This is a genomic window from Streptomyces sp. NPDC057950, assembly GCF_042887295.1.
GTDB classification, from domain to species: Bacteria; Actinomycetota; Actinomycetes; order Streptomycetales; family Streptomycetaceae; genus Streptomyces; species Streptomyces kaempferi.
Window position 1 is genome coordinate 167282 of sequence record NZ_JBHVPP010000005.1, and the last position, 22974, is coordinate 190255.

A 22974-nucleotide genomic window follows, 5' to 3' on the forward strand; every position below is an offset into this window, starting at 1 on the left:
TCGTTCACACGGGTACGGAGTCCGGGTGCGTCACTGCTCCGCGATATCGGCGTGGAGCGCGAAATCGACGTGCTCGTCGGGATGCAGGCGGCCCGCTTCGAGGCTTCCCCTGATGCCGAGCTTCCTGCGGGCCCGCTGGTAGAACGTGGTGCCGCCGAGGCGCACCACATGAGCCACCGCGGGGCAGGCCGTCACGGTGATCCGGTCACCCGCGTCGAGGTACTCGACCACCTCGCCGTCGACCTCGACCGCCAACCGCCCTGTCGTGGGGAGCAGTTCGAGCACCACCTGCTCGTCCGCCGGCAGGACGAGCGCCCTGTCGAACGACGAGTGCGCGCTGGCCGGCACGACGAGGATGGCCTCCACCCTGGGCGAGAGGATCGGGCCGCCCGCGGCGAAGCTGTACGCCGTCGATCCGGTCGAGGTGGCGACCACGAGCGCGTCGGCGGCGTATCGGATGAACTCGTCCCCCTGGAGACTGATGGAGATGGCGGCCATTCCGTGGCCCGGCACCCGTACGAGGGCGATGTCGTTGAACGCCCGGCACTCGCGCCCGTCCGGCAGGCGGGTCCGTACGGCCATGCGGGCCTCGGTGGTGAAGCGGCCGCTGTCGATACGGTCCAGCGCCGTCGCCAGGTCCTCGACGTCGATCTCGGCGAGGAAGCCCAGCCGGCCCAGGTTGACGCCGAGCACCGGGGTGGCGGAGCCGGAGAGCAGCCGCATGGCGCGGAGCATGGTTCCGTCACCGCCGAGACTCACGATCAGACCGGCACGGGCCACCAGGTCGTCGGCCGGCACGGCCACGGCGCTGCAGGCGATGCGCCCCACCTCGTCCGGCAGCCCCAGCACCTCGGTCCGGTGCGTACGGGCCCAGTGGACGACGGATTCGATGACCGGCCCCGGATTGCGCCTGGGATGCAGAATCAGGCCGATCGATCCGATCTGACCCATGAGGATTCCCCTTACGTCGATGCGACGGTCCCGAGTGCTCCATCATTGTCCTGCAGTGTGGCTTTCCTGCCGGTGCGGCCCGGCGGCTCCTCAGTCCATCATCAGCCCGAGGGTCCGCTCCCGGGCGCTTTCCGGCCGGGGCTCGTCGAACTGGGTCCGGTACAGCTCCGCGTACCGCCCCTCCGCCGCGAGCAGCTCCTCGTGGGTACCCCGCTCCACGATCCGTCCCGCCTCGACGACCAGGATCACGTCGGCGGCGCGCACCGTGGACAGCCGGTGGGCGATCACCAGGGCCGTACGCCCCGCCAGCGCCTCGGCGAGCGCCTCCTGCACGGCCGCCTCCGAGGTGTTGTCCAGGTGGGCGGTGGCCTCGTCGAGGATGACGACACGCTGGCGGGCGAGCAGCAGCCGGGCGATGGTCATGCGCTGGCGTTCGCCGCCGGAGAGCCGGTAGCCGCGCTCGCCGACCACGGTGTCGAGGCCGTCGGGCAGGGAGCGTACGAGTTCCTCCAGCCGGGCGCGGCGCAGTACGTCCCACAGTTCCGCCTCCGTCGCGGCGGGGCGGGCCAGCAGCAGGTTGTCGCGCACCGAGTCGTGGAAGAGGTGTCCGTCCTGGGTGACCATGCCGAGGGTGCGGCGCATCGACTCGGCGCTCAGGTCGCGGACGTCGACGCCGCCGATGCGGACGGCGCCCGCGTCGGTGTCGTACAGCCGCGGCAGCAGCTGGGCGATGGTCGACTTGCCCGCGCCGGAGGAGCCGACGAGCGCGACGGTCTGGCCGGGTTCGGCGCGGAAGGAGACGCCGCGCAGGACCTCGGCGCCGGCGCGGGTGTCGAGTGCGGCGACCTCCTCCAGGGAGGCGAGGGAGACCTTGTCCGCGGCGGGGTAGGCGAAGCTGACGTCGTCGAACTCCACGGAAGCCGGGCCTTCCGGGACCTCCTGGGCGTCCGGCTTCTCCTCGATGAGCGGCTTGAGGTCGAGCACCTCGAAGACGCGTTCGAAGCTGACCAGGGCGCTCATGACCTCGACGCGCGCCCCGGCGAGCGAGGTGAGGGGCGCGTACAGGCGGGTCAGCAGCAGCGCCAGCGAGACGACGGCGCCCGGTTCCAGGCTGCCGCGCAGCGCGTACCAGCCGCCCAGCCCGTACACCAGCGCCAGCGCCAGGGCGGAGACCAGCGTCAGGGACGTGATGAACGCCGACTGCGCCATCGCCGTACGCACCCCGATGTCCCGCACCCGCCCGGCCCGCGCCGCGAACTCGGCGGACTCGTCCTCGGGCCGCCCGAACAGCTTGATGAGGGTGGCGCCCGGCGCGGAGAACCGCTCGGTCATCCGGGTCCCCATGGCCGCGTTCAGCTGCGCGGCCTCGCGTTGCATCCTGGCCATCCGGCTTCCCATGCGCCGCGCGGGCACCACGAACACCGGCAGCAGCACCAGTGCGAGCAGCGTGATCTGCCAGGACAGGGTCAGCATGACGGCGAGGGTGAGCAGCAGGGTGACGACGTTGCCGACCACTCCGGAGAGGGTGTTGCTGAAGGCGCGCTGGGCGCCGATCACGTCGTTGTTGAGTCGACTGACGAGCGCGCCCGTACGGGTACGTGTGAAGAACGCGACCGGCATGCGCTGTACATGATCGAACACAGCCGCCCGAAGATCCAGGATGAGCCCCTCCCCCAGCGTCGCCGACAGCCAGCGACTGAGGATCCCCAGTCCCGCCTCGGCGAACGCGATGACCGCGATGAGCACGGCAAGACGGACGACGGTGCCCTCGTCGCCGCGGGACACGATGGCGTCCACGACGCGCCCCGCGAGCACCGGCGTCGCGACGGCCAGCAGCGCGGTGATCACGCTGAGCACGACGAACTGGCCGATACGGCGGCGGTGCGGGCGGGCGAAGGCCGCGATGCGGCGCAGTGTCGCGCGGGCGAAGGGGCGGCGCTCCTGCTGCGCGTTCATCACGCTGTGCAGTTGCGTCCAGGCTGTGGTCTCCATGCTCATGGAAGTGACCGTAGGACCTCAAGCTTCGTTGAGGTCAATGTCTCGCGGAAGAAGTCCACGCGCACGAAGGAACGATCCAGGGAACCCATGACGGCATCCACGACGGTATCCACGGCCCCGCCGACCGCGCCGGCCCCGGCTCCTCCCGCACCTTGCCCGGCGTGTCAGCCACCGGACCCTCGCCCGCAACCTCCTGTTGGTGCGGTGTGGAAAGCCTCTCCGGATGTGACAGCGGTCCGTTTTCCCCAGACGCCCCCGCGGAGTCCCCTCAAGGGGCTCGCCCGGCGCCTCCCCCTCCGGTCGGTCCTGTGCCTGGTCCCGCTCGCCCTCGTGCTGGTCGTCGGCGTGCGCCACCGCTCCGTGCTCGCGGAGGGCTTCGGCCATCTGCGCGCGGCCGAGTGGCCGTGGCTGCTGGCGGCGGCCCTCGCGACCTGTCTGACCTGGGTCGCCGCGGCCGTCACCCGGCAGGGCGCGGTCGTGGAGCGGCTGCCCGCGCGGCGGCTGCTCGCCACCCAGTTCGCGGCGGGTGCCGCCAATCACCTGCTGCCGACGGGGCTGGGCGCCGGCGCGGTCAATCTGCGTTTCATGACGGTGTGCGGCGTTCCGCTCGCCCGCTCCTCCGCGGCGCTCGCGCTGTACATGCTGGCCGAGTCGGTCGCCCGTCTCGCCCTGCTGGCGGGCCTGCTCGTCGCGTTCCCCGGCGCGCTGCGGCTCGGCGGCCTGCTCCCGGACGGGGCGACGGGCCCTCTGCTGCTCGGCGCGGGCGTGCTGCTCTGCGTCGCGGTGACGGCGCTGCTGCTCGTACGACGCCTGCGTGGGGCGGTGCTGTCGTTCCTGCGGACCGCGCTCGGCGAGGCCCGCTCGGTGCACTCCCTCCCGGCGCGCGCGTGCGCCCTGTGGGGCGGATCGCTCGCCTTCCCGCTGCTGCAGGCCGCCGGTCTGACCGCGGTGGGACAGGCGATGGACCTGCCGGTGCCGCCGTTGCACATGGCCCTCGCCTACCTGGCGGCGACGGCCGCGGTGGCGGTGGTGCCCACACCGGGCGGGATCGGTTCGGTGGAGGCGGCGCTCGTCGTGGCGCTGGTGGCGGCGGGCGGTCCGGTGGCGGTGGCCACGGCGGTGGTCCTGGCGTTCCGGATCATCACGGTGTGGCTGCCGCTGCTGCCCGGGGCACTGACGCTCGGGGCGCTGGTGCGGCTGAAGGTGATCTGAACGGGCCCCGCACGGTGGCGGGCCCGGACGATGCGGGACCGGACGATACGGGACCGGACGATACGGGCCCGGACGATACGTGCCCGGATGATACGGGCCCGGACAGTGGCTGGCCCACACGGTGGCTGGCCCGCACGATGGCCGGGTCCCGCACGATGGCCGGGTCCCGGACGGCAGCGGGCCCGGACGGCAGCGGGCCCGGACGATGCAGACCCCGGACGGTGGCTGGCCCGCACGATGAGGGCCCCGCACGATGGCCGGCCCGCACGATGAGGGCCCCGCACGATGGCCGGCCCGCACGATGGCCGGGTCCCGGACGGCAGCGGGCCCCGCAGAGCGGCGGACGGCACGGAGTAGCCTCGGACGTACGTCAGCCGGAGAAGGGGGCAACAGGATGCCGGTCCGGACCGAACGCCAGGGGTACGTGACCACGGTGGTCCTTTCCCGCCCCGGCGCCCGCAACGCGGTGGACGGCCCGACGGCCGTCGAACTGGCCGACGCCTTCAGGGAGTTCGAGGCCGATGACACGGCCCGGGTGGCGGTGCTCTGGGGCGAGGGCGGCACGTTCTGCGCGGGCGCGGACCTCAAGGCGATCGGTACCGAGCACGGCAACCGGGTCGCCGAGGACGGCGACGGGCCGATGGGCCCGACCCGGCTGCGGCTGTCCAAGCCGGTCATCGCGGCGATCGCGGGGCATGCCGTGGCCGGGGGTCTGGAACTGGCGCTCTGGTGCGATCTGCGGGTCGCGGAGGAGGACGCGGTCCTCGGGGTGTTCTGCCGCCGTTGGGGCGTCCCGCTCATCGACGGCGGCACCGTGCGCCTGCCCCGCCTCATCGGCACCAGCCGCGCGATGGACATGATCCTCACCGGCCGTCCGGTCCCCGCCCCAGAGGCGTACGGGACGGGGCTCGTCAACCGCCTCGTACCGACCGGCCGGGCCCGTGCCGCGGCCGAGGAACTGGCCGCCGAGATCGCCGGCTTCCCCCAAGCCTGCCTGCGCAGCGACCGCGCCTCGGTCCTCGACCAGGAGGGCCTGGTCGAGCAGACCGCCCTGCGCGGTGAACTCCGCCACGGTATGGACGTGTTGGCCGACGGCATGGAGGGCGCGGCACGCTTCGCGTCGGGAGCAGGACGGCACGGTTCGTTCAGCGGGACGTGAGGCGGGCGGGGGCACGGCCGGGGTCCCGGTTCCGTCAAGGGCCGCCGTCCGTGGGCCTGGTGACGGACGGTCGGCGATGGCGCGGGTGCGCTGACCCGGTCATGGACCCACCCCCGGGTACGGCAGGATGAGCGGTCGCCCCGGAAGCCGAACGGCCGTCCGGGCGTGATCGTGCGTTCCCGGATTCGAGCAGGTGGCAAGTGACGACACAGCGCATACGACCCGTGGGCCCCCACCCCGGCCCCGGTCTCCCAGGAGGTCACCGATGAAGCGTCCGGTCACCCTGGACGACCTGATGATCGCCGGCATAGCCGTGGCCGCGGGACTGCTGGCGGCGTTCCTGCTGCGGATGCTGCTGCGCTGGCTGGGCAAGCACGCCGAGCGCACCCGCTGGAGCGGCGACGACGTCATCGTGGACGCGCTGCGCACCCTGGTGCCCTGGGCGGCGATCGCCGCCGGGTTCGCGTCGGCGGCCGCGGTGCTGCCGCTGACCGCGCCGGTCGGACGGACGGTCAACCGCTCGCTGACCGTGCTGCTCATCCTGGTCACGACGATCACCTCGGCCCGGCTCATCGCCGGACTGGTCCGGTCGGTGACCCAGTCCCGATCGGGGGTCGCCGGATCGGCCACCATCTTCGTCAACATCACCCGGGTCGTGGTGCTGGCGATCGGTTTCCTGGTCGTCCTGCAGACCCTGGGGATCTCCATAGCGCCCCTGCTCACGGCCCTGGGCGTGGGCGGTCTCGCCGTCGCCCTGGCACTGCAGGACACCCTCGCGAACCTCTTCGCCGGCGTGCACATCCTCGCGTCGAAGACGATCCAGCCGGGCGACTACATCCGGCTGAGCAGCGGCGAGGAGGGGTACGTCGTCGACATCAACTGGCGCAACACCACGGTCCGTCAGCTCTCCAACAACCTGGTCATCATCCCCAACGCCCAACTGTCGGGCACCAACATGACCAACTTCACCCGGCCCGAGCAGCAGATGACGCTGACCGTGCAGGTCGGCGTCGGTTACGACAGCGACCTCGACCATGTCGAGCGCGTCACCAACGAGGTCGTCACCGAGGTGATGACCGGGATCACGGGCGCCGTCCCGGACCACGAGCCCGCCGTCCGCTTCCACACCTTCGGCGACTCCCGCATCGGACTGACCGTGATCCTCGGCGTGGGCGAGTTCAGCGACCAGTACCGGATCAAGCACGAGTTCATCAAGCGCCTGCACAAGCGCTACCGCGACGAGGGCATCCGCATCCCGTCGCCCGCCCGCACGGTCGCCCTGCAGCCCGGCGGTGCGGAGCTCCTGGAGTCGGGCATACCGCACCAGCGGGACGCGCGGCCGCAGAGCCGGAGCCGGACGGACGGGCCGGCCCGGCTCTAGGGCATGCCGGGCGTCGCGGGGCGGGCGGGACGGTCGCCGCACGTCCTAGGGGGCGCGGCGCCACCGATGCGTACGCGTCCCCTCGAGGGCGTCTCCCCCGGAGAGGTCGGCGGGGCGCGGACGCGTCGAGGCGGTCGAGGCGGTGCCGTGACGCACGGTTACGGGGCGGGGACCCTGCCCGGGGTCGATCGAACCGCGGTCGGGCTCGGTCGGATGCGGACCCCTGTCGATCCGGGGTCGCTCACGAGATATCTTGATGTCGAGCAATGTTGCAGACGTGGAGCGGAGCACCCGGTGACTGACTCGACCATCATCTACACGCACACTGACGAGGCCCCGGCCCTGGCGACGTATTCGTTCCTGCCGGTGGTCCAGGCGTACGCCTCGCAGGCGGGTGTCACTGTGGAGACCCGTGACATCTCGCTGGCCGGGCGCATCCTCGCGCTCTTCCCCGAGTTCCTGGAGGAGGCGCAGCGCGTCCCCGACGCCCTCGCCGAGCTCGGCGACCTGGCCAAGACGCCCGGGGCCAACATCATCAAGCTGCCGAACGTCTCGGCCTCCATCCCGCAGCTCAAGGCCGCCGTGGCCGAGCTGCAGGAGCAGGGCTACGCGCTGCCGGCCTACCCGGACGACCCGAAGTCGGACGAGGAGCGCGACATCCGCGCCCGTTACGACAAGGTCAAGGGCAGCGCCGTGAACCCGGTGCTGCGCGAGGGCAACTCCGACCGCCGCGCCCCCGCCTCGGTCAAGAACTACGCCAAGACGCACCCGCACCGCATGGGCAAGTGGACGTCCGACTCGAAGACGAACGTCGCCACCATGGGCGTCGACGACTTCCGTTCCACCGAGAAGTCCACGGTGATCACCGAGGCCGGCGCGCTGAGGATCGAGCTGGTCGGCGACGACGGCTCCACCACGGTGCTGCGCGAGTCCGTACCCGTCCTCGCGGGCGAGGTCGTGGACGCGTCCGTCATGCACGTCGCGCCGCTGCGTGAGTTCCTCGCCGAGCAGATCGCCCGCGCCAAGGCCGAGGGCGTGCTGTTCTCGGTGCACCTCAAGGCCACGATGATGAAGGTCTCCGACCCGATCGTCTTCGGTCACGTGGTGCGTGCCTTCTTCCCGAAGACGTTCGCCCGGTACGGCGAGGCGCTCGCCACCGCCGGTCTGACCCCGAACGACGGTCTCGGCGGCATCTACAAGGGCCTGGAGGCCCTGCCCGAGGGTGCCGAGATCAAGGCCTCCTTCGACGCCGAGCTCGCCGAGGGACCGGAGCTCGCGATGGTCGACTCCGACAAGGGCATCACGAACCTGCACGTGCCGTCCGACGTCATCGTCGACGCCTCGATGCCGGCCATGATCCGCACCTCCGGCCACATGTGGGGACCGGACGGCCAGGAGGCCGACACGCTCGCGGTCCTGCCGGACAGCAGCTACTCCGGCGTCTACCAGGTCGTCATCGACGACTGCCGCGCCAACGGCGCCTTCGACCCGTCCACCATGGGCTCGGTGCCGAACGTCGGTCTGATGGCGCAGAAGGCCGAGGAGTACGGCAGCCACGACAAGACCTTCGAGGTGCCGACCACCGGTACGGTCCGTCTCGTCGACCAGGCCGGCGACGTCGTCCTGGAGCAGACGGTCTCCGCCGGCGACATCTTCCGCGCCTGCCAGACCAAGGACGCCCCGATCAAGGACTGGGTGAAGCTGGCCGTCACCCGCGCCCGCGCCACCGGCGACCCGGCCGTGTTCTGGCTGGACGAGACCCGCGCGCACGACGCCGTGCTCATCGGGAAGGTCGAGCAGTACCTGCCGGAGCACGACACCGAGGGCCTGGACATCCGCGTCCTGTCCCCCGTCGAGGCGACCAAGCTGTCCGTGGAGCGCATCCGCCGCGGCGAGAACACCATCTCGGTCACCGGCAACGTGCTGCGCGACTACCTCACCGACCTCTTCCCGATCCTGGAGCTGGGCACCAGCGCCAAGATGCTGTCGGTCGTCCCGCTGATGGCGGGCGGCGGCCTCTTCGAGACGGGCGCCGGCGGCTCCGCCCCGAAGCACGTCCAGCAGCTGGTCAAGGAGGACTACCTGCGCTGGGACAGCCTGGGCGAGTTCTTCGCGCTCGCGGCCAGCTTCGAGCACCTCGCGACCACCACGGGCAACGCCCGCGCCCAGGTCCTCGCCGACAACCTCGACCGCGCGACGGCGACCTTCCTCAACGAGGACAAGTCGCCGACCCGTCGCGTCGGCGGCATCGACAACCGCGGCAGCCACTTCTACCTGGGCCTCTACTGGGCGCAGGAGCTGGCCGCGCAGACCGACGACGCGGACCTCGCCAAGGCGTTCGCCCCGCTCGCCGAGACGCTCACCGCGCAGGAGCCCGTGATCGTCGACGAGCTGCTCGCCGTCCAGGGCAAGCCCGCCGACATCGGCGGCTACTACCAGCCCGACCCGGCCAAGGCCGCGAAGATCATGCGTCCGTCCGCCACCTGGAACGAGTCGCTCGCGACCCTCGCCTGACACACCGTCGGGCCCCGACGGGCCACGACCGCGCCGCCCCGGACGGGTTCTCCCGCCGGGGCGGCCGCGTTCCGCCGGTCCGGTGGCCCCGGGCCGGGCACCGTGTGCCGGGCACCGGGCACCGGGCACCGGGCACCGGGCACCGGGCACCGTGTGCTCGCACCGTGTGCCGTACACGGTGTACCGGGCAGGGCCCTCCGTCGTCCTGATACCCCGTCAAAGTCCCCGCGCGGCCGACCGACACACCGACGCACACCCAAGGGGCGACAAGGGCTGTCCACCTGGGCGATCAGCGGTGGCGTGCCGGAACCCCCGCTCATAGCTTCGGCCCATGACCAAACGACAGATGGCCTATCTCGCGTGCACCGCAGCCGTCATGGCGACGGGGATGGGCGCCGCCCCGTCGGCCGACCACCGCACCGTGCACCTGGTGAGGCCCGGAGAGTCCATCCAGAAGGCCGTGGACACCGCACGGCCGGGGGACACCGTCCTCGTCTCCCCCGGCACGTATCACGAGAGCGTCCGCATCACCGTGGCGGACCTGACGTTGCGGGGCTTCGGTGCCCGGCGCACCGTCATCGAGCCGGGCCCCGCCACCGCCGGCGACGTCTGCGCCAAGGCCGGCAACGGCATCTGCGTGACGGGGACGGGCCGCGCCCCCCTCACCGGTGTCACCGTGCGCGCGCTGACCGTCAGGGGCTTCGCCAAGCAGGGCCTGTGGGCGTCGGGGACCGACCGGCTGACCGTCCGCGGGGTGACCGCCGAAAACAACGGCCAGTGGGGCATCGCCCAGGAGAGGTCCGACCGCGGGGTGTTCCGGCACAACACCGCCCGGGGCAACGGCGACGCCGGACTGTTCGTCGCCAACACGGTGTCCGCCGAGGAGGGCGCCCGGGACACCCATGGGGCGGTGATCAGTGACAACCGACTGGTCGACAACCGGATCGGCATCACGGTACGCCGGCTGCGCAACCTCACCGTCGACCACAACGAGGCGACCGGCAACTGCGCCGCGGTGTTCGTCGTGGGCGACGAGAACAAGCCGCCCGCCGGAGCGCTGACCGTGCGCCGGAACTACCTCCACGCCAACAACAGGTTCTGCCCCAAGACCCCCCGGCTGCCCGCTCTGCAGGGCTCGGGCATCGTCCTCACCGGCACCGAGAACTCCCTGGTGACGAGGAACTGGGTCGTGGACAACGTGGGCACCTCCCCCCTGTCGGGCGGCATCGTGCTGTTCAAGAGCTTCGTCGGCGCCGCCGACCGCGGCAACGTGATCCGCGGCAACGTGGTGCTGCGCAACGGCCCGGCCGATCTGGCCGACCTGGACCCCGCCGGCACGGACAACGTGTTCCGCCGCAACACCTGCCGGGTCTCCCAGCCCGCCGGCAGGTGCTGACCGCCCCATCGCTCCGCCACCTCCCACCCAAGGCACCACAGAAGAAGCGAGGCACCAGATGACGACTGCCGAGCAGGCTCCGGACCGGATGACCACCGCCGAACAGAGTCCCCCGCCGCCCATGCGGCTGCGGGAGCTCGTCTTCGGAGCGGCGTGCGCCGCCGCCGTACGCGCCGCCGCCCGCCTGGGCGTGGCCGACGCCCTGGAAGAGACGCCGATGAGCGTCGAGGACCTGGCGGCGGCGGTCAAGACCCAGCCGGGGACCCTGCGCCGGCTGTTGCGCGCCCTGTCCTGCCAGGGCGTCTTCGCGGAGCGCCCCGACGGCTCCTTCGCCCACACGGAGATGTCCCGGCTGCTGCGCGAGGACGACCCGCACAGCCTGCGGTACATCGCCCTGTGGTGCACCGAGCCCTGGACGTGGAACGTCTGGCCCAGGCTCGACGAGGCGGTGCGTTCCGGCCGCAACGTCTTCGAGGACGTGTACGAGAGGGAGTTCTTCGAGTACCTCAACGAGGAGGCGCCCGAGTCCGCGTACGTCTTCAACCGGGCCATGACGACGTCCAGCGAGCAGTCGGCGCGCGACGTCGCGGCCCTGCTCGACCTCGGCGGGGTGGCCTCGGTCGCCGACATCGGGGGCGGTCAGGGGCAGGTCGTGGCCAGCCTGCTGGAGAAGCACCCCGGGATGCACGGCACCCTGCTGGACCTGCCGGGCGTGGTGGCGAACGCCGACGCGCGCCTGCGCGAAGGGGGTTCGCTGGCCGACCGGGTGCGCATCGTGCCCGGCGACTGCCGCGAGGACATCCCGGTGCAGGCGGACGTGTACATCATCAAGAACATCCTGGAGTGGGACGACGACAGCACCCGCCGGGCGCTGGCGAACGTCCGCAAGGCGGCGCGGCCCGGTGCCCGTGTCGTGGTCATCGAGAACCTCGTGGACGACACCCCGTCGATGAAGTTCACGACCTCCATGGACCTGCTGCTGCTCCTCAACGTCGGCGGCGCGAAGCACACCCGGCAGAGCATGGTCGACCGGCTGACGGCCGCGGGCCTGGTCATCGGGGAGGTCCGTCCGGTCAACGCGTATCTCCACGCGTTCGAGTGCACCGTCCCGGCCTGAGCCGGCACGACGTCCCGGGCCGGCCCCGCACGGGCCCCCGCGAACCCGAGGCCGCCGGATCCGCGTTCGCGGAGCCGGCGGCCTCGGGTTGTGTCGCGGCGCCCGGTCAGGAGGCGGCGCGCTCCCAGCGGTAGAAGCAGCGCGCCATGGCGTCCTTGGGGCTGCGCCACGTCTGCGGGTCGTACGCGCTGACGTACGCGGACAGTTCCTCGCTGACGCTGCGGAACTCGGGGTGTCCGACCACCTTCGCGATGGCGGGCGCGGGGTCCTTGTCGGATTCGATGAGGTGCATGTACACATCACCGAACTGGAAGAGGCTGCGCCGGTTGACGCCGATCAGGTGCGGCAGTTCACCGCGGTCGGAGGCGGCGAACACGTCGGCGATCGCGGGCGCCGAGTCGGGCGCCATCCGGGCGACGATCAGGGCGTGATGCATCGGGGTCCTTCCTGGGTCGGTGATCAGCCCGGTACGGCGGGCGCGTTGCGGCGGTCGCGGGCGACCTGCTCGATGCGGTCCCTGATCAGGGCCATCTGGACGCGGGAGTTGCGGTTGATGTTGTCCGTCATCCAGTCGTCGTCGACCGGCGCCTCGGGCTTCATCGCGAAGTCCTGCACCCAGTGCATGTGGGTGCCGCCCGGGGTCTCCTTGTACTCCCACCGGATGTTCATGTGGGCGAAGGGGCCGGTCTCGACGCGGCGGGCCCGTACGGTCCGCGCGGCGCGGTCCACGGTCCGCTCCGAGACCCAGCTCCAGACCTTCCCGTTCTCGTCCGGGTGCATGGTCAGGCGGAAGCTCGTCGTGTCGCCGTCACGGGAGAGCACCTCCAGGGACGCGTACTCGCTGAACAGCTGAGGCCAGTTCTCGATGTCGTTGGTCATGTCCCAGACCAGGTCGAGAGGGGCGTCGATGGTGATGCTGTTCTCGGTGTGTCCTGCCACTTCAGGCTCCAGTCTTGAGAGTGCTGTTGACGAGGTCGAGGAACTCGCGGGGCGTCTTGCAGCGCTCCGCGTCCGGCGGCAGCGGCTTGCTGTACCGGTTCTCCAGCTCGCCGACGATGCCGAGCAGGCCCAGCGAGTCGAGGCCGAGGGTGCCGAACGGGGAGTCCGACGCGTGGTGCAGCTGCTGGGGGTCGACGGTGACTCCGGCGGCCTTCTTCATCAGCTTGGCCAGTTCGTCGACGGTCACTTCGATGATCATCTGTGTTCTCCTTCCCGCCCGGTCCTATCGGGCGGATTCGCCGCCGCGGCGCACGACCAGCGCGGCATTGGATCCCATGAGTCCCCTGCTGAGGATCAGGGCCGTGTTCAGCTCGGCGGGGCGAGCGCTGGACATCACCAGGTCGAGGTCGTGGCAGATGTCGAACACGTTGGGGGTGGGGGGCACCAGCCCGTTCTCCATGGCGAGCACCGCGGCCGCGGTGTCCAGCACGGGTGCCCCGCAGTAGGCCCGCCCGATCCCGGTCTTGGGCGCCGTGACGGGCACCCGGGTGCCGTGCGCCCCCAGGGCGTCGGCGATGGCCAGGGCTTCGGCGCGGTCCGCCTCGGGTACGCCCAGGGCGTCGGCGAACACGACGTCGACCTCCTGCGGGGCGCAGCCCGCCTCGTCGAGGGCGACCCGGATGGCCTGGGCGAGTCCCTCCCGGGACCGCTCCCAGCGGGAGGCCCCCGTGAAGGTGGCGCCGTGCCCGGCCACGGTGGCCCGGATCGCGGCACCACGGTCACGGGCGCGGGCCTCCTCCTCCACGACGAGCATCGCGCCGCCCTCCGCGGGCACGAACCCGCAGGCCCCCTCGGTGAAGGGCCGGTAGGCGCGATCGGGGTCCTCGACGGTGCTGATCTCGGGGTAGCCGAGCTGACAGACCATCGAGTACGGGGCGAGCGGAGCCTCGGCGGACCCGGCCAGGACCGCACCGGTGCCGCGCCGTACGCCGCGGGCGGCGTGCGCGATGGAGTCCAGGCCGCCGGCCTCGTCGCTGGCGACCACTCCGCACGGCCCCTTGAAGCCGCCCCGGATGGAGATCTGGCCGGTGCTGGCGGCGTAGAACCAGGCGATGGACTGGTACGGGCCGACGTACCGGGATCCCTGGCCCCACAGCTTCTGGAGTTCCCGCTGCCCGAACTCCCCGCCTCCGGAGCCGGCCGCAGTGACCACGCCGATGTTGTACGGCTCCGCGGGGTCCCCGTGGCCGAGGCCGGCGTCGTCCAGGGCGAGGACGGTCGCGGCCATGGCGAAGTGACTGAACCGGTCGGTCTGGACGAGGAAGCGCTCCTCGATGAGGGACGCGGCGTCGAAGGAACGGACCTCGCCCGCGACGCGGAGCGGCAGGTGCTCGCATCCCTCGCGGGTGATCCGGTCCAGGACGCCGAGCCCCTCACTGATGGACTTCCAGTAGGCGTCGGCCCGCAATCCGTTGGGCGCGATCACACCGATTCCGGTGATGGCCGCGCGCCGGGGGCGCTGAGTGCGCTGACTGGTCATGGGTTCCTCCCACCCGGCCCGGTCAGGAGCACCGCGGACTGGAAACCGCCGAATCCGCTGCCCACGGAGAGCACGTTGCGCAGCTTCCGGGGGCGTGCGGTGCGCGGAACGTAGTCCAGGTCGCACTCGGGGTCGGGGGTTTCGTAGTTCGCGGTGGGCGGCACGACCTGGTGCTTCAGGGCGAGGACGCAGGCGACGACCTCGATCGCGCCGATCGCGCCCAGCGAGTGCCCCACCATGGATTTGATGGAGCTCATGGGGGTCTTGTACGCGTGCGCGCCCAGCGACCGCTTGACCGCGGCGGTCTCGTGTCGGTCGTTCTGCCGGGTGCCCGAGCCGTGCGCGTTGACGTAGTCGATCAGTGTCGGATCGAGTCGCGCCTGGTCGAGCGTGGTGTCGATCGCCCGGGCCATCTCGCGGCCCTCACTGGTCAGACCGGTCATGTGGTAGGCGTTGCCGTAGGTGGCGTAGCCGCCGATCTCGCAGTAGATGTGCGCCCCGCGGGCACGGGCGTGCTCGTACTCCTCGAGGACGAGCACCGCCGCACCCTCGCCCATGACGAAGCCGTTGCGGTTGGCGTCGAAGGGCCGGGAGGCGTGTTCCGGGTCGTCGTTGTCGGGCGACGTCGCCTTGATCGCGTCGAAGCAGGCCATGGTGATCGGGGATATGGGAGAGTCGGAGGCCCCGGCGATGCAGACGTCGGCCCTGCCCTCCTCGATCGTGTGGAAGGCATAGCCGACCGCGTCGAGTCCGGAGGTGCAGCCCGTGGAGACGGTCTGTACCGGACCCTGCGCGCCGAACTGCTCGGCGACCACCGAGGCGAGCGTGCTGGGTGAGAACGCCAGGTGCAGTTGCGGGTCGGCCGCGCGGTGGTCCACGTCCCACCGCTGCCCGCCCGCACTGACCTTGACGTAGTCGTGTTCCAGGCGGGTGGTACCGCCGACGGCGCTGCCGAGCGAGACACCGACCCGCCAGGGGTCCTCCCTGCCGGTGTCGAGTCCCGAGTCGCGTACGGCCTCGTCCGCCGCGACCGCCGCGAACTGGATGTACCGGTCCATGTGCCGGCTCAGCTCCGGGTCCAGACCGTGTGCGAGGGGGTCGAAGTCGCATTCGGCGGCTATGCGCGAGCGCAGGCCCGCCGGATCGAACAGCGTGATGCCGCGGGTCGCGGTACGGCCGTTGGCGAGGAGGTCCCAGAACGCCGTCGCTCCGGTGCCGCCCGGAGCGACCACACCGATACCGGTGACGGCCACCCGCCGGGTCACTTTATGGCCCCACTTCGCTCGGACGGCCGTCCGTGGTCAGGCGCGGACAGGTCCGTCCCGGCGGCGACGAACTCGGGGGCGGGCCCGTGGCCGTCGATCACCTCCGTGTCGACGTGCCCGAGGCTCGGACGGGGCGCGAGCGGGCCCAGGTGGAAGACCATGCGGGCCTCGGTGTCACCGACGTTGCGGAAGCGGTGGCGCATGTTGATCGGGATCAGGAGCCCCTGGTCCGGCCGGAGCGCGTGCGCCTCGCCGTCCAGGTCCACCTCGAGCGCGCCGGTGACGACGTACACGAACTCCTCGGAGTACGGGTGGTAGTGCTCGCCGATGCGCTCGCCGGGCTGGATGATGGCCAGGCCCATGAACCCGCTGGTGGAACCCGCCGTGGCGGGGGTGAGCATGGCCCGGATGTCGCCTCCGCGCCTGCGGTTGGGTTCCGTCTCGCTCAGGTCCACGATGCGTGGATGCTTCTGGATCATTCTTGATACCTCCGACTGTGGAAGTGGCGTGCGGTGGGGCGGCCGCGGGCCTGGGGACCGCGGCCGTCCGTCAGGAGTCCGCCGCGGTGCGGTCGGTGACGGGCATCATGTCGGCGTGCGACAGGAGCCGGTTGACGTTGCGCTCCGTCTCCAGGGAGCCCTCGACGCCGATCGCGGGACCGTCGAGGAGCCGCTCGAGCTCCGCGGCCTTGCCGGCGCCCTGGACGCCGAGCGAGGCGACGGGGTCGGCGTCGAGTTCGCCCGTGATGTCGACGAGGCGCACCACGACGTCGTCGCGCTGGAAGACGGTGCTCCCGTAGACCGACCCGTTGGGGTCGGCCGCCGCGGACTCGTCCTGATGGGCGAGCAGCCGGGCGAGCTCCATCCCCTGGCCGCGCTTGGCCGGGTAGTACAGCGCGTGCCGGCGAAGGTTCGCGGGTTCCGGCCGGTCCGCCACCACGTGGTGCACGGCCGGCAGGGCCGCGCGGGTGAAGAAGACCCGCGCCGAGTCCTCGTTGCCCAGGTCGCGGTCCTGCTCCAGGTACGGGTTGATGGCCTCCTCGACCGCCCGTACCTCGGGCTGGCGCGCGACATGACGCAGGGCCACCAGGAGGTCGCCCTCCACTTCCACCGCGCGCACGACGCGGTTGCCGTGCATGAAGAGCGAGGTGCGGCGCAGGCGCGTGGTGTCGTCGACCCGCGCCTGGGGCGCCTGGTACCCGGCGAGGATCTCCGCGACCTTGGACTCGGAGCCGGGCTTGACGGTGAAGGTGAGGGCGTGGCGGGCCACCCCGTCGCCCACCCGGGCCTGCACCCGCTTGTCGGCCTTGGCCGTCCTGCCGGCCTTAGCCGCCGCCTGCTGCTGGTTGGGGTGGGTCTCGCGCAGGATGCTGTACCGCATCGACCGGGTGTCCTTGACGCAGCTGTGCATCGGCTTGACCGTCTCGACGTGCTCCTCGCTGTTCACCCAGGCGAGGAAGGGCGGGGCGCTCTCCCACTCACTGGTGATGAGCCACTGCGAGGGGTTCTCGATGGACTGGCAGAGCTGGTCGCTGATGTGACCGGGAACGGACGCGACCTGGTTGCACATGAGTTCGTAGGCGTCGAGGAACTTCTGCTGGGCTCCGTCGTACAGATCGAGCAGCAGGATCACCCGCAGCTTGGAGCCGTCGAACGCCGACTGCGAGATACGTCCCGAGCTGGTCATCCGGCACACCTTTCTTCGTTCTTCACGGAAGGTCAGGAACGACCGCCGTGGCCGAAAGGCCGGGGTCGCCATGAGCCGATCGTTGACGGGACGTCCGATACGCGCGAGCCCCACGGTGCGGACGAGTGAACTGCGTGTCATCCGGGTGCCCCGGGCTCGCGGCCAGGTCCTCAAAGGGCATGGAACCTGCATCCCATTCCTGACTCACGTCGCGGGTGACACGGGAGGCAATCAATGAACCGATGGAAAGAGGCCGGCGAGGCCGGCCACCACACGCCGGTCCTCGTCGTCGGCGGCTCCCTGGTGGGCCTGTCCACTTCGCTGTTCCTGGGGCGCCTCGGCGTTCCGCACCTGCTCGTCGAGCGTCACCCGGGCACGTCGATCCACCCGCGCGGACGCGGCAACAACGTCCGCACGATGGAGCTGTTCCGGGTGGCCGGGGTGCAGCGGCGCATCGAGCGGGCCGCGTCCGTCCTCGCGGAGAACCATGGCATCCTGCAGGCTCCGACGCTGGTGGGCGACGCGGGGGAATGGCTGTTCAAGACCATCGACCCGGGTGGCGGCCTGGCGCGTTTCAGCCCCAGCAGGTGGTGTCTGTGCAGCCAGAACGACCTGGAGCCGGTGCTGCTGGAGTGCGCTCGGGAGCTGGGCGGGGAGTTGCGGTACTCCACGGAGCTGATGTCGTTCGAGCAGGACGCCGAAGGGGTGACCGCGCGGCTCAAGAGCCGTGTGACGGGCGAGCACAGCACGGTCAGGGCGGACTATCTCGTCGCCGCGGACGGCCCGCGAAGCCCCGTCCGCGAGCGGCTCGGCATCGGGCAGAACGGTCCGGGCGACCTGTTCCACAACGTGAGCGTCACCTTCACCTCCCGGCGCCTCGCGGAGGCCGTCGGCGACCGGCGCTTCATCGTCTGCTATCTGACCGACCCGGACGCCGACGGGGCGCTGCTGCCGGTCGACAACAAGGAGCACTGGGTGTTCCACGCTCCCTGGCACCCCGAACACGGGGAGACGCTGGAGGAGTTCACCGACGAGCGGTGCGCGCGGCACATCCGGCGGGCCACGGGCGTACGGGACCTCGATGTGGAGATCACCGGCCGGGCCGCCTGGCACGCGGCCGAGCGGGTCGCCGAGCGGTACGTGGACGGCCGGGTGCTCCTCGCCGGTGACTCGGCCCACGAGATGTCCCCCACCGGGGCGTTCGGTTCCAACACCGGCATCCAGGACGCGCACAACCTCGCCTGGAAGCTGGCCGCGGTCCTGGGCGGCTGGGCCGGCCCCGGGCTGCTGGACTCGTACGACGCGGAGCGCCGTCCGGTCGCGGAGGCGACGAGCGCGCGCGCCTCGTCGCGTTCGGTCGAACACAGCCACCCCGGGTACACGCCCGCGCCCCGAACCGGCGGCCCCGGGGGTCCCGGCGGCCCCAATGGCAAGGGCGGCGGCATCCTCAACGTGGCGCTGGCCTACCGCTATCCGCGCGGTGCGGTCCTGGGCGCCGATCCGACGCTGCCGATCGTGCCGGACGGCATGCGGTTGACGGGCGATCCGGGCAGCCGGGCACCTCACCTGTGGCTGGAGCGTTCCGGCGACCGGATCTCCACCCTCGACCTGTACGAGCGGTCCATGGTGCTCCTGAGCTCGGCGGACGGCACCGCCGGGTGGCACGCCGCGGCGGAGGACGTCGCGGCGCGGCTGTCGGTGCCGCTGGACTCGTACCGGATCGGCGGCGGACCCGGCGCGGAGCTGTCCCCCGAGGGCGGCAGCGACTGGGCCCTGGCGCACGGTGTCACCGCGGAGGGCGCGGTGCTGGTCCGCCCCGACGGGTTCGTCGCCTGGCGGTCCGAGGGCTCGTCGGCCGATCCCGCCGCGACCCTGCGGGAGGCGCTCGTGGCGCTGCTGGACCGGCGCTGACCAGTCCTCCACGCCGCCGGACGCGGATGCTCCGTCGGAACGGACGCGGGCGCCTCGCAGGAACGGACGCGGGCGCTACGCCGGGACGGACCCGGGCGCTACGCCGGGACGGACCCGGGCGCTTGGCCGGGACGGACGGAGGCGCTACGCCGGGACGGACGGAGGCGGGGAGCCGGCACCGACGGAGGCGGGGAGCCGGCACCGACGGAGGCGGGCGCCCGGACCAGCGGAGGCGGGCGCCCGGACCAGCGGAGGCGGGCGCCCGGACCAGCGGCCTCGGGGCGCCGGGATGCGCGCGGCCGCGGGGAGCCGCCGGGATGCGCGTAGGGGCGCTACGGCCGGTGTCCGCGGCCCGCCCCGCCCTCGCGTATCTCATCGCGCATCTCCGGGGGCCACGCCCGGATGGTCAGGGACCCGGTCTGCCGAGGTCGAGCCGTCCGATGTGCGCCACGTTCTCCCGGTCGTCGGCGTCCTCGCCCGCGTCGGCGGCGAACCAGGCGTCGAGGATCTCCTTGAGCAGCGGTTCGGACGTCAGCCGCAGGCTCAGCGCCAGCACGTTGGCGTCGTTCCAGCGGCGTGCGCCGTCCGCCGTGTACGCGTCCGTGCACAGGGCCGCCCTGACGCCCGCCACCTTGTTCGCCGCGATCGACGCGCCCGTGCCGGTCCAGCAGCACACGACCGCCTGCTCCGCGGTCCCCGCGGCCACTTCGCGGGCCGCCGCCTCCGAGCAGACCGCCCACCGCGGGTCCAGGCCGGGGTGCAGCGCCCCGTGCGTCGTGACCTCGTGGCCCCGGCCGCGCAGCTCCGCGACGAGGGAACGGGCCACGGGTTCGTCCATGTCCGAGGAGACGGAGATCCGCATGCCCGGCAGCCTACCCAGCGCCGCGGACGTTTGGCAGGCCGCCGGGTCCGGCAGCCTGGGAAGGGCCCGCGCACCAGAAGAGAAGTCGGCCTGCACGAAGTGAGGAGCCGGCGTACACGAAGAAGGGCCCTCACAGGCTGTCGCCCGTGAAGACCCTTCGTACCGTCGGGACGACAGGATTTGAACCTGCGACCCCTTGACCCCCAGTCAAGTGCGCTACCAAGCTGCGCCACGTCCCGATGCGGTTCACCCGCGGTGATCCCGCGTGATCGTGCAGGTAAACCCTACCGCACGCGCGGGGGCTGGCCCGCACACGCGACGGTCGGCCGGGCGGTGCGTCAGGGCCGGCCGGGTCCGCGCGCGGCGGGCCGGCGCGCGGCGGGCCGGCGAGGCACGCGGACGGACCACGCGGGCCGCGGCTACACCGTGCCGCCGGCGAGCCTCCACTCCCGGTGCAGCGTGCCCAGCGGAATCCCCCGCTGGAGGACCGGGGTGCCGAAGACGGACAGCTGGATCCGCAGGGTCCCGCTCAGATCGAGACCGCCGTAGACGCCCCAGGTACCCGTCGCCGCGGTGTCGGCCTTCGTGCCGGAGCCGGCCGGGGCGGTGACGTCGACGGTGCCCGCGGCCTCACCGCGCAGATACGGGGCCAGGTCGGCGGTGACGCCCACGGCTCCGTACAGGCCGACGGTGGCCTGCGCGCCGAGGGCGGCCTTCACCCCTCCGGCGGTCGTGACCAGGGCGTGCACCGGGGCGCTCGCCATGTGCGACTCGCTGACCGGGGTCCAGCCCCTGGCCGAGTCGTACGTGCCGCCCGCGTCGAAGTCGCCCTCGAGGTCCTGCTCGATGTCGACGGTGACCCTGCCGTCGCCGCTGATCTGGAAGTAGCAGGTCAGGTCGAGGTTCACGACGACGGGGATCGGGCCGACCTGGAGGACGGGGTCGGCGTGCAGCTTCGCGAACGGCAGCCGGACGGGCTGGGCGGAAGCGGCGGCGCGTCCCTTGAGCGCCCACCGCGAGGTCCAGTCGCCGGAGACACCGAGATGGGCGGTTGCGGGGCCGGCCGCGGCTCCCCCGCCGCCGTACGAGAAGTCGACCTCCGGCTTGACCTGGACGAAACCGGACACGGTCGCCGCCGCGGAGGCCGACGCCCCCTCGGCCGTGGCGACCCGGGTGGCGACGTCGACCCGCAGGCTGCCGAGCGGGACCTTCGCGCCCTCGGGGCCCGCGTGCACGTCTCCGGCCCGCGCCCAGGAGACCTTGACGTCGGGCAGCAGCCGCTCGACGTCGAAGGAGGCGGGATCGACGGGAACGGTGCCCTTCGCCTCGCCGTCGCCCAGCAACGCGTCCAGGGTCGTCGGCGCGGTCTGCACCTCGGTGCCGTCGGACGTCTCGTCGATCACCTCGGTGACCTTGGCGAGCAGTCCGTCAGGGGCGCCGGGCGCGGGGGCGCTGGCGATGACGTCGCCGACGGCGGTACGGCTCGGCGACGGCGTCCCTCCGGGGGCCGGCGACGCGGACGGATCCCCCTTGTGCGCGGGGGATATGACGGCGCGCCGGGTGCGGCTGTCGTACGACGTCACCGTCAGCGCGGACTTGTGGGCCCTGCCGCCGGCCGTACCCGCCCGCGCGACGGCGGTCGAGGTGGCCGCGGGCGCGGCGGCGACGGCGAGCGGCCGGCCGTCGTCCGCGGGCGCGGCGGCGGAGGATGTGGCGTCCGGGGCATGTCCGGGGGCGGCGGAGGAGCGCGGGCCGGGGTCCGCGGAGCAGCCGGCGGCGAGGAAGAGGGCGGATGCGGCGAGCGCGGGCATGACGGCACGCAAGGGCCGCTTGCGAATACGCAAGATCAGTCCTGAGGGGGGTGGGGGCGACAGGGAATTACTGGCGAGTAACTAGATGTGAGCATGCCATGAAGGCGGGAAGACCCGCTTCACCTTTCCGCACCCTCCAAGGGTGACGTGCGCCACGCCACCCCCTCAAGGCGGTCGCGGCCCCCCCAACTCACCTCGACGCCGACCCAATTGACGTGGCGTCACATACGCGACCCGCACGGACGCACCCGTCACACCCCGTCCACAGGAGGGGACGCGACGACCCCGGGCGCCCTCACGTCCCGGTCTCGGGCCCCCAGTACTCCGGGCCGATCCCCCGCCAGTCGATGAGCGGGGACACCGCGATGGTCAGCGGGTCGACATCGAGCCCCGCACGCCGCAGGAACTCGGACAGGTCGGCCAGGTTGTAGGCCAACCCGAGGCTCTCTCCGTGCACACGGACCCGGCGGCCACCCGTCGGCGCCGGCGGGGACACGATCACAGGCAGGGGTTCGGACATGAATCCAGCCTCGCCTCTCCGGTCCCGGCCTGCATCCTGGCCGACTGTCTCGCTCGTGCACCGCGCGCCACCATGGGGCCGCCGGGGAAGTGTGGGTACGCCATGGCCGAATTCAATCACGTGTTCGATTTTCTGCGCGACCGCGACCGCGACTGCAGCCACGCCCCGTGCGGCTCATGCGGCTCATGCGGCTCTCGTCGACCGCCGGTCGCCGGTCGCCGGTCGCCGGGCGGGCCCCGTTGGTCAGACCCGCGGCCGGTTGATCAGCCCGGACAGCACGATCACGCTCTCGGTCCGCTCGATGACCCGGGCCTCGCGCACCCGCTGGATGGCCCGCTCCAGATGCGGAATGTCCAGGGCCATCAGGTGCACCATCGCGTCCGCGGCCCCGGAGACCGTGTAGGCCTCGACCACCTCCGGAACGGCCTCCAGGGCCCGCCGCAGTTCGGCGGGGGCCGGATTGCCCCCGCAGTACACCTCGACGAAGGCCTCGGTCCGCCAGCCCAGCGCCTGGGTGTCGACGAGGGCCGTGAAGCCGCGGATCGTGCCGTCGGCCACGAGCCGGTCCAGGCGCCGCTTCGCCGCCGGTGCCGAGAGCCCCGCGGCGCGGCCGATCTCCGCGTACGTGCTGCGCGCGTCACTCAGCACGCACCGCACGATGTCCTCGTCGATGGCGTCCATGGCCAAGTCGCTCACCCTCTCTCCGCGCAAG

General features: G+C 72.1%; 20 protein-coding genes and 1 tRNA gene. 7 read left to right on the forward strand and 14 right to left on the reverse strand.

All coding sequences use genetic code 11. The annotated features are described in order from the left end of the window. Positions 1-30: 30 nt before the first annotated feature. Both ACFVTC_RS11450 and ACFVTC_RS11455 read right to left on the reverse strand, forming a co-directional pair. The gene (locus tag ACFVTC_RS11450; protein WP_356014835.1) at positions 31-951 is read right to left on the reverse strand and encodes an NAD(+)/NADH kinase; all 921 of its coding nucleotides are present in this window, start codon (positions 949-951) and stop codon (positions 31-33) included. 90 nt (positions 952-1041) lie between these two features. Beyond that, a complete protein-coding gene (locus ACFVTC_RS11455; RefSeq protein ID WP_390126505.1) occupies positions 1042-2943 on the reverse strand; it encodes an ABC transporter ATP-binding protein in 1902 nt (633 codons plus the stop codon). Positions 2944-3174: 231 nt separating this feature from the next. On the opposite strand from ACFVTC_RS11455, the gene ACFVTC_RS11460 reads away from it, so the two are divergent. From ACFVTC_RS11460 to ACFVTC_RS11485, 6 genes are all read left to right on the forward strand, one after another. Then, complete coding sequence (locus ACFVTC_RS11460) at positions 3175-4161, forward strand: YbhN family protein (protein WP_390126369.1); 987 nt, start codon at positions 3175-3177, stop codon at positions 4159-4161. A 394-nt stretch (positions 4162-4555) separates the two neighbouring features. Then, complete coding sequence (locus tag ACFVTC_RS11465; protein ID WP_390126370.1) at positions 4556-5320, forward strand: crotonase/enoyl-CoA hydratase family protein; 765 nt, start codon at positions 4556-4558, stop codon at positions 5318-5320. 265 nt (positions 5321-5585) lie between these two features. After that, positions 5586-6701 carry a mechanosensitive ion channel family protein gene (locus tag ACFVTC_RS11470; RefSeq protein ID WP_390126371.1) on the forward strand — a complete coding sequence of 372 codons (1116 nt, stop codon included), beginning with the start codon at positions 5586-5588 and terminating at the stop codon, positions 6699-6701. Positions 6702-6995: 294 nt separating this feature from the next. Continuing rightward, positions 6996-9215, forward strand: a complete 2220-nt coding sequence (locus tag ACFVTC_RS11475) for an NADP-dependent isocitrate dehydrogenase (protein ID WP_390126372.1) — start codon at positions 6996-6998, stop codon at positions 9213-9215. A 331-nt stretch (positions 9216-9546) separates the two neighbouring features. Further along, positions 9547-10611 (forward strand): nitrous oxide reductase family maturation protein NosD, encoded by a 1065-nt coding sequence (locus tag ACFVTC_RS11480; RefSeq protein ID WP_390126373.1) that lies wholly within the window; start codon positions 9547-9549, stop codon positions 10609-10611. Positions 10612-10699: 88 nt separating this feature from the next. Further along, on the forward strand, positions 10700-11728 hold the full coding sequence (locus tag ACFVTC_RS11485) for a methyltransferase (RefSeq protein ID WP_390126506.1): 1029 nt from the start codon (positions 10700-10702) through the stop codon (positions 11726-11728). Positions 11729-11834: 106 nt separating this feature from the next. Here ACFVTC_RS11485 and ACFVTC_RS11490 read toward each other — a convergent pair whose 3' ends face one another. From ACFVTC_RS11490 to ACFVTC_RS11520, 7 genes are all read right to left on the reverse strand, one after another. Next, positions 11835-12164 carry a TcmI family type II polyketide cyclase gene (locus ACFVTC_RS11490; protein ID WP_390126374.1) on the reverse strand — a complete coding sequence of 110 codons (330 nt, stop codon included), beginning with the start codon at positions 12162-12164 and terminating at the stop codon, positions 11835-11837. A 23-nt stretch (positions 12165-12187) separates the two neighbouring features. Continuing rightward, the gene (locus ACFVTC_RS11495) at positions 12188-12667 is read right to left on the reverse strand and encodes an SRPBCC family protein (RefSeq protein ID WP_390126375.1); all 480 of its coding nucleotides are present in this window, start codon (positions 12665-12667) and stop codon (positions 12188-12190) included. 1 nt (position 12668) lies between these two features. Next, entirely contained in the window at positions 12669-12926 is a 258-nt protein-coding gene (locus tag ACFVTC_RS11500) for a phosphopantetheine-binding protein (RefSeq protein WP_153287538.1), read from the reverse strand. Positions 12927-12950: 24 nt separating this feature from the next. Then, complete coding sequence (locus ACFVTC_RS11505) at positions 12951-14207, reverse strand: ketosynthase chain-length factor (protein ID WP_390126376.1); 1257 nt, start codon at positions 14205-14207, stop codon at positions 12951-12953. Beyond that, the gene (locus ACFVTC_RS11510; protein ID WP_390126377.1) at positions 14204-15472 is read right to left on the reverse strand and encodes a beta-ketoacyl-[acyl-carrier-protein] synthase family protein; all 1269 of its coding nucleotides are present in this window, start codon (positions 15470-15472) and stop codon (positions 14204-14206) included. The genes ACFVTC_RS11505 and ACFVTC_RS11510 overlap by 4 nt, the downstream gene beginning before the upstream one ends. Beyond that, positions 15469-15951: a cupin domain-containing protein gene (locus tag ACFVTC_RS11515; protein ID WP_390126378.1), complete on the reverse strand. Its 483-nt coding sequence runs from the start codon at positions 15949-15951 to the stop codon at positions 15469-15471. Before ACFVTC_RS11515 ends, ACFVTC_RS11510 begins: the two co-directional genes overlap by 4 nt. Positions 15952-16021: 70 nt before the next feature. Further along, positions 16022-17158 (reverse strand): SchA/CurD-like domain-containing protein, encoded by a 1137-nt coding sequence (locus ACFVTC_RS11520; RefSeq protein WP_390126379.1) that lies wholly within the window; start codon positions 17156-17158, stop codon positions 16022-16024. A 234-nt stretch (positions 17159-17392) separates the two neighbouring features. Between ACFVTC_RS11520 and ACFVTC_RS11525 the strand changes: the two genes are divergently transcribed. Beyond that, positions 17393-19069, forward strand: a complete 1677-nt coding sequence (locus tag ACFVTC_RS11525) for an FAD-dependent oxidoreductase (RefSeq protein ID WP_390126380.1) — start codon at positions 17393-17395, stop codon at positions 19067-19069. A gap of 406 nt (positions 19070-19475) precedes the next feature. On the opposite strand, the gene ACFVTC_RS11530 is transcribed toward ACFVTC_RS11525, so the two are convergent. The 5 genes from ACFVTC_RS11530 to ACFVTC_RS11550 form a co-directional block, all read right to left on the reverse strand. Next, positions 19476-19931 carry an RpiB/LacA/LacB family sugar-phosphate isomerase gene (locus tag ACFVTC_RS11530; protein ID WP_390126381.1) on the reverse strand — a complete coding sequence of 152 codons (456 nt, stop codon included), beginning with the start codon at positions 19929-19931 and terminating at the stop codon, positions 19476-19478. Positions 19932-20096: 165 nt separating this feature from the next. Then, a tRNA-Pro gene (locus ACFVTC_RS11535) sits at positions 20097-20170 on the reverse strand. A 180-nt stretch (positions 20171-20350) separates the two neighbouring features. After that, on the reverse strand, positions 20351-21742 hold the full coding sequence (locus ACFVTC_RS11540; protein WP_390126507.1) for a hypothetical protein: 1392 nt from the start codon (positions 21740-21742) through the stop codon (positions 20351-20353). 295 nt (positions 21743-22037) lie between these two features. Next, entirely contained in the window at positions 22038-22262 is a 225-nt protein-coding gene (locus ACFVTC_RS11545) for a hypothetical protein (protein WP_390126382.1), read from the reverse strand. A gap of 243 nt (positions 22263-22505) precedes the next feature. Then, positions 22506-22943, reverse strand: coding sequence for an Lrp/AsnC family transcriptional regulator (locus ACFVTC_RS11550; protein WP_390126508.1), 438 nt, complete (start codon positions 22941-22943; stop codon positions 22506-22508). Between the last annotated feature and the right edge of the window lie 31 nt (positions 22944-22974).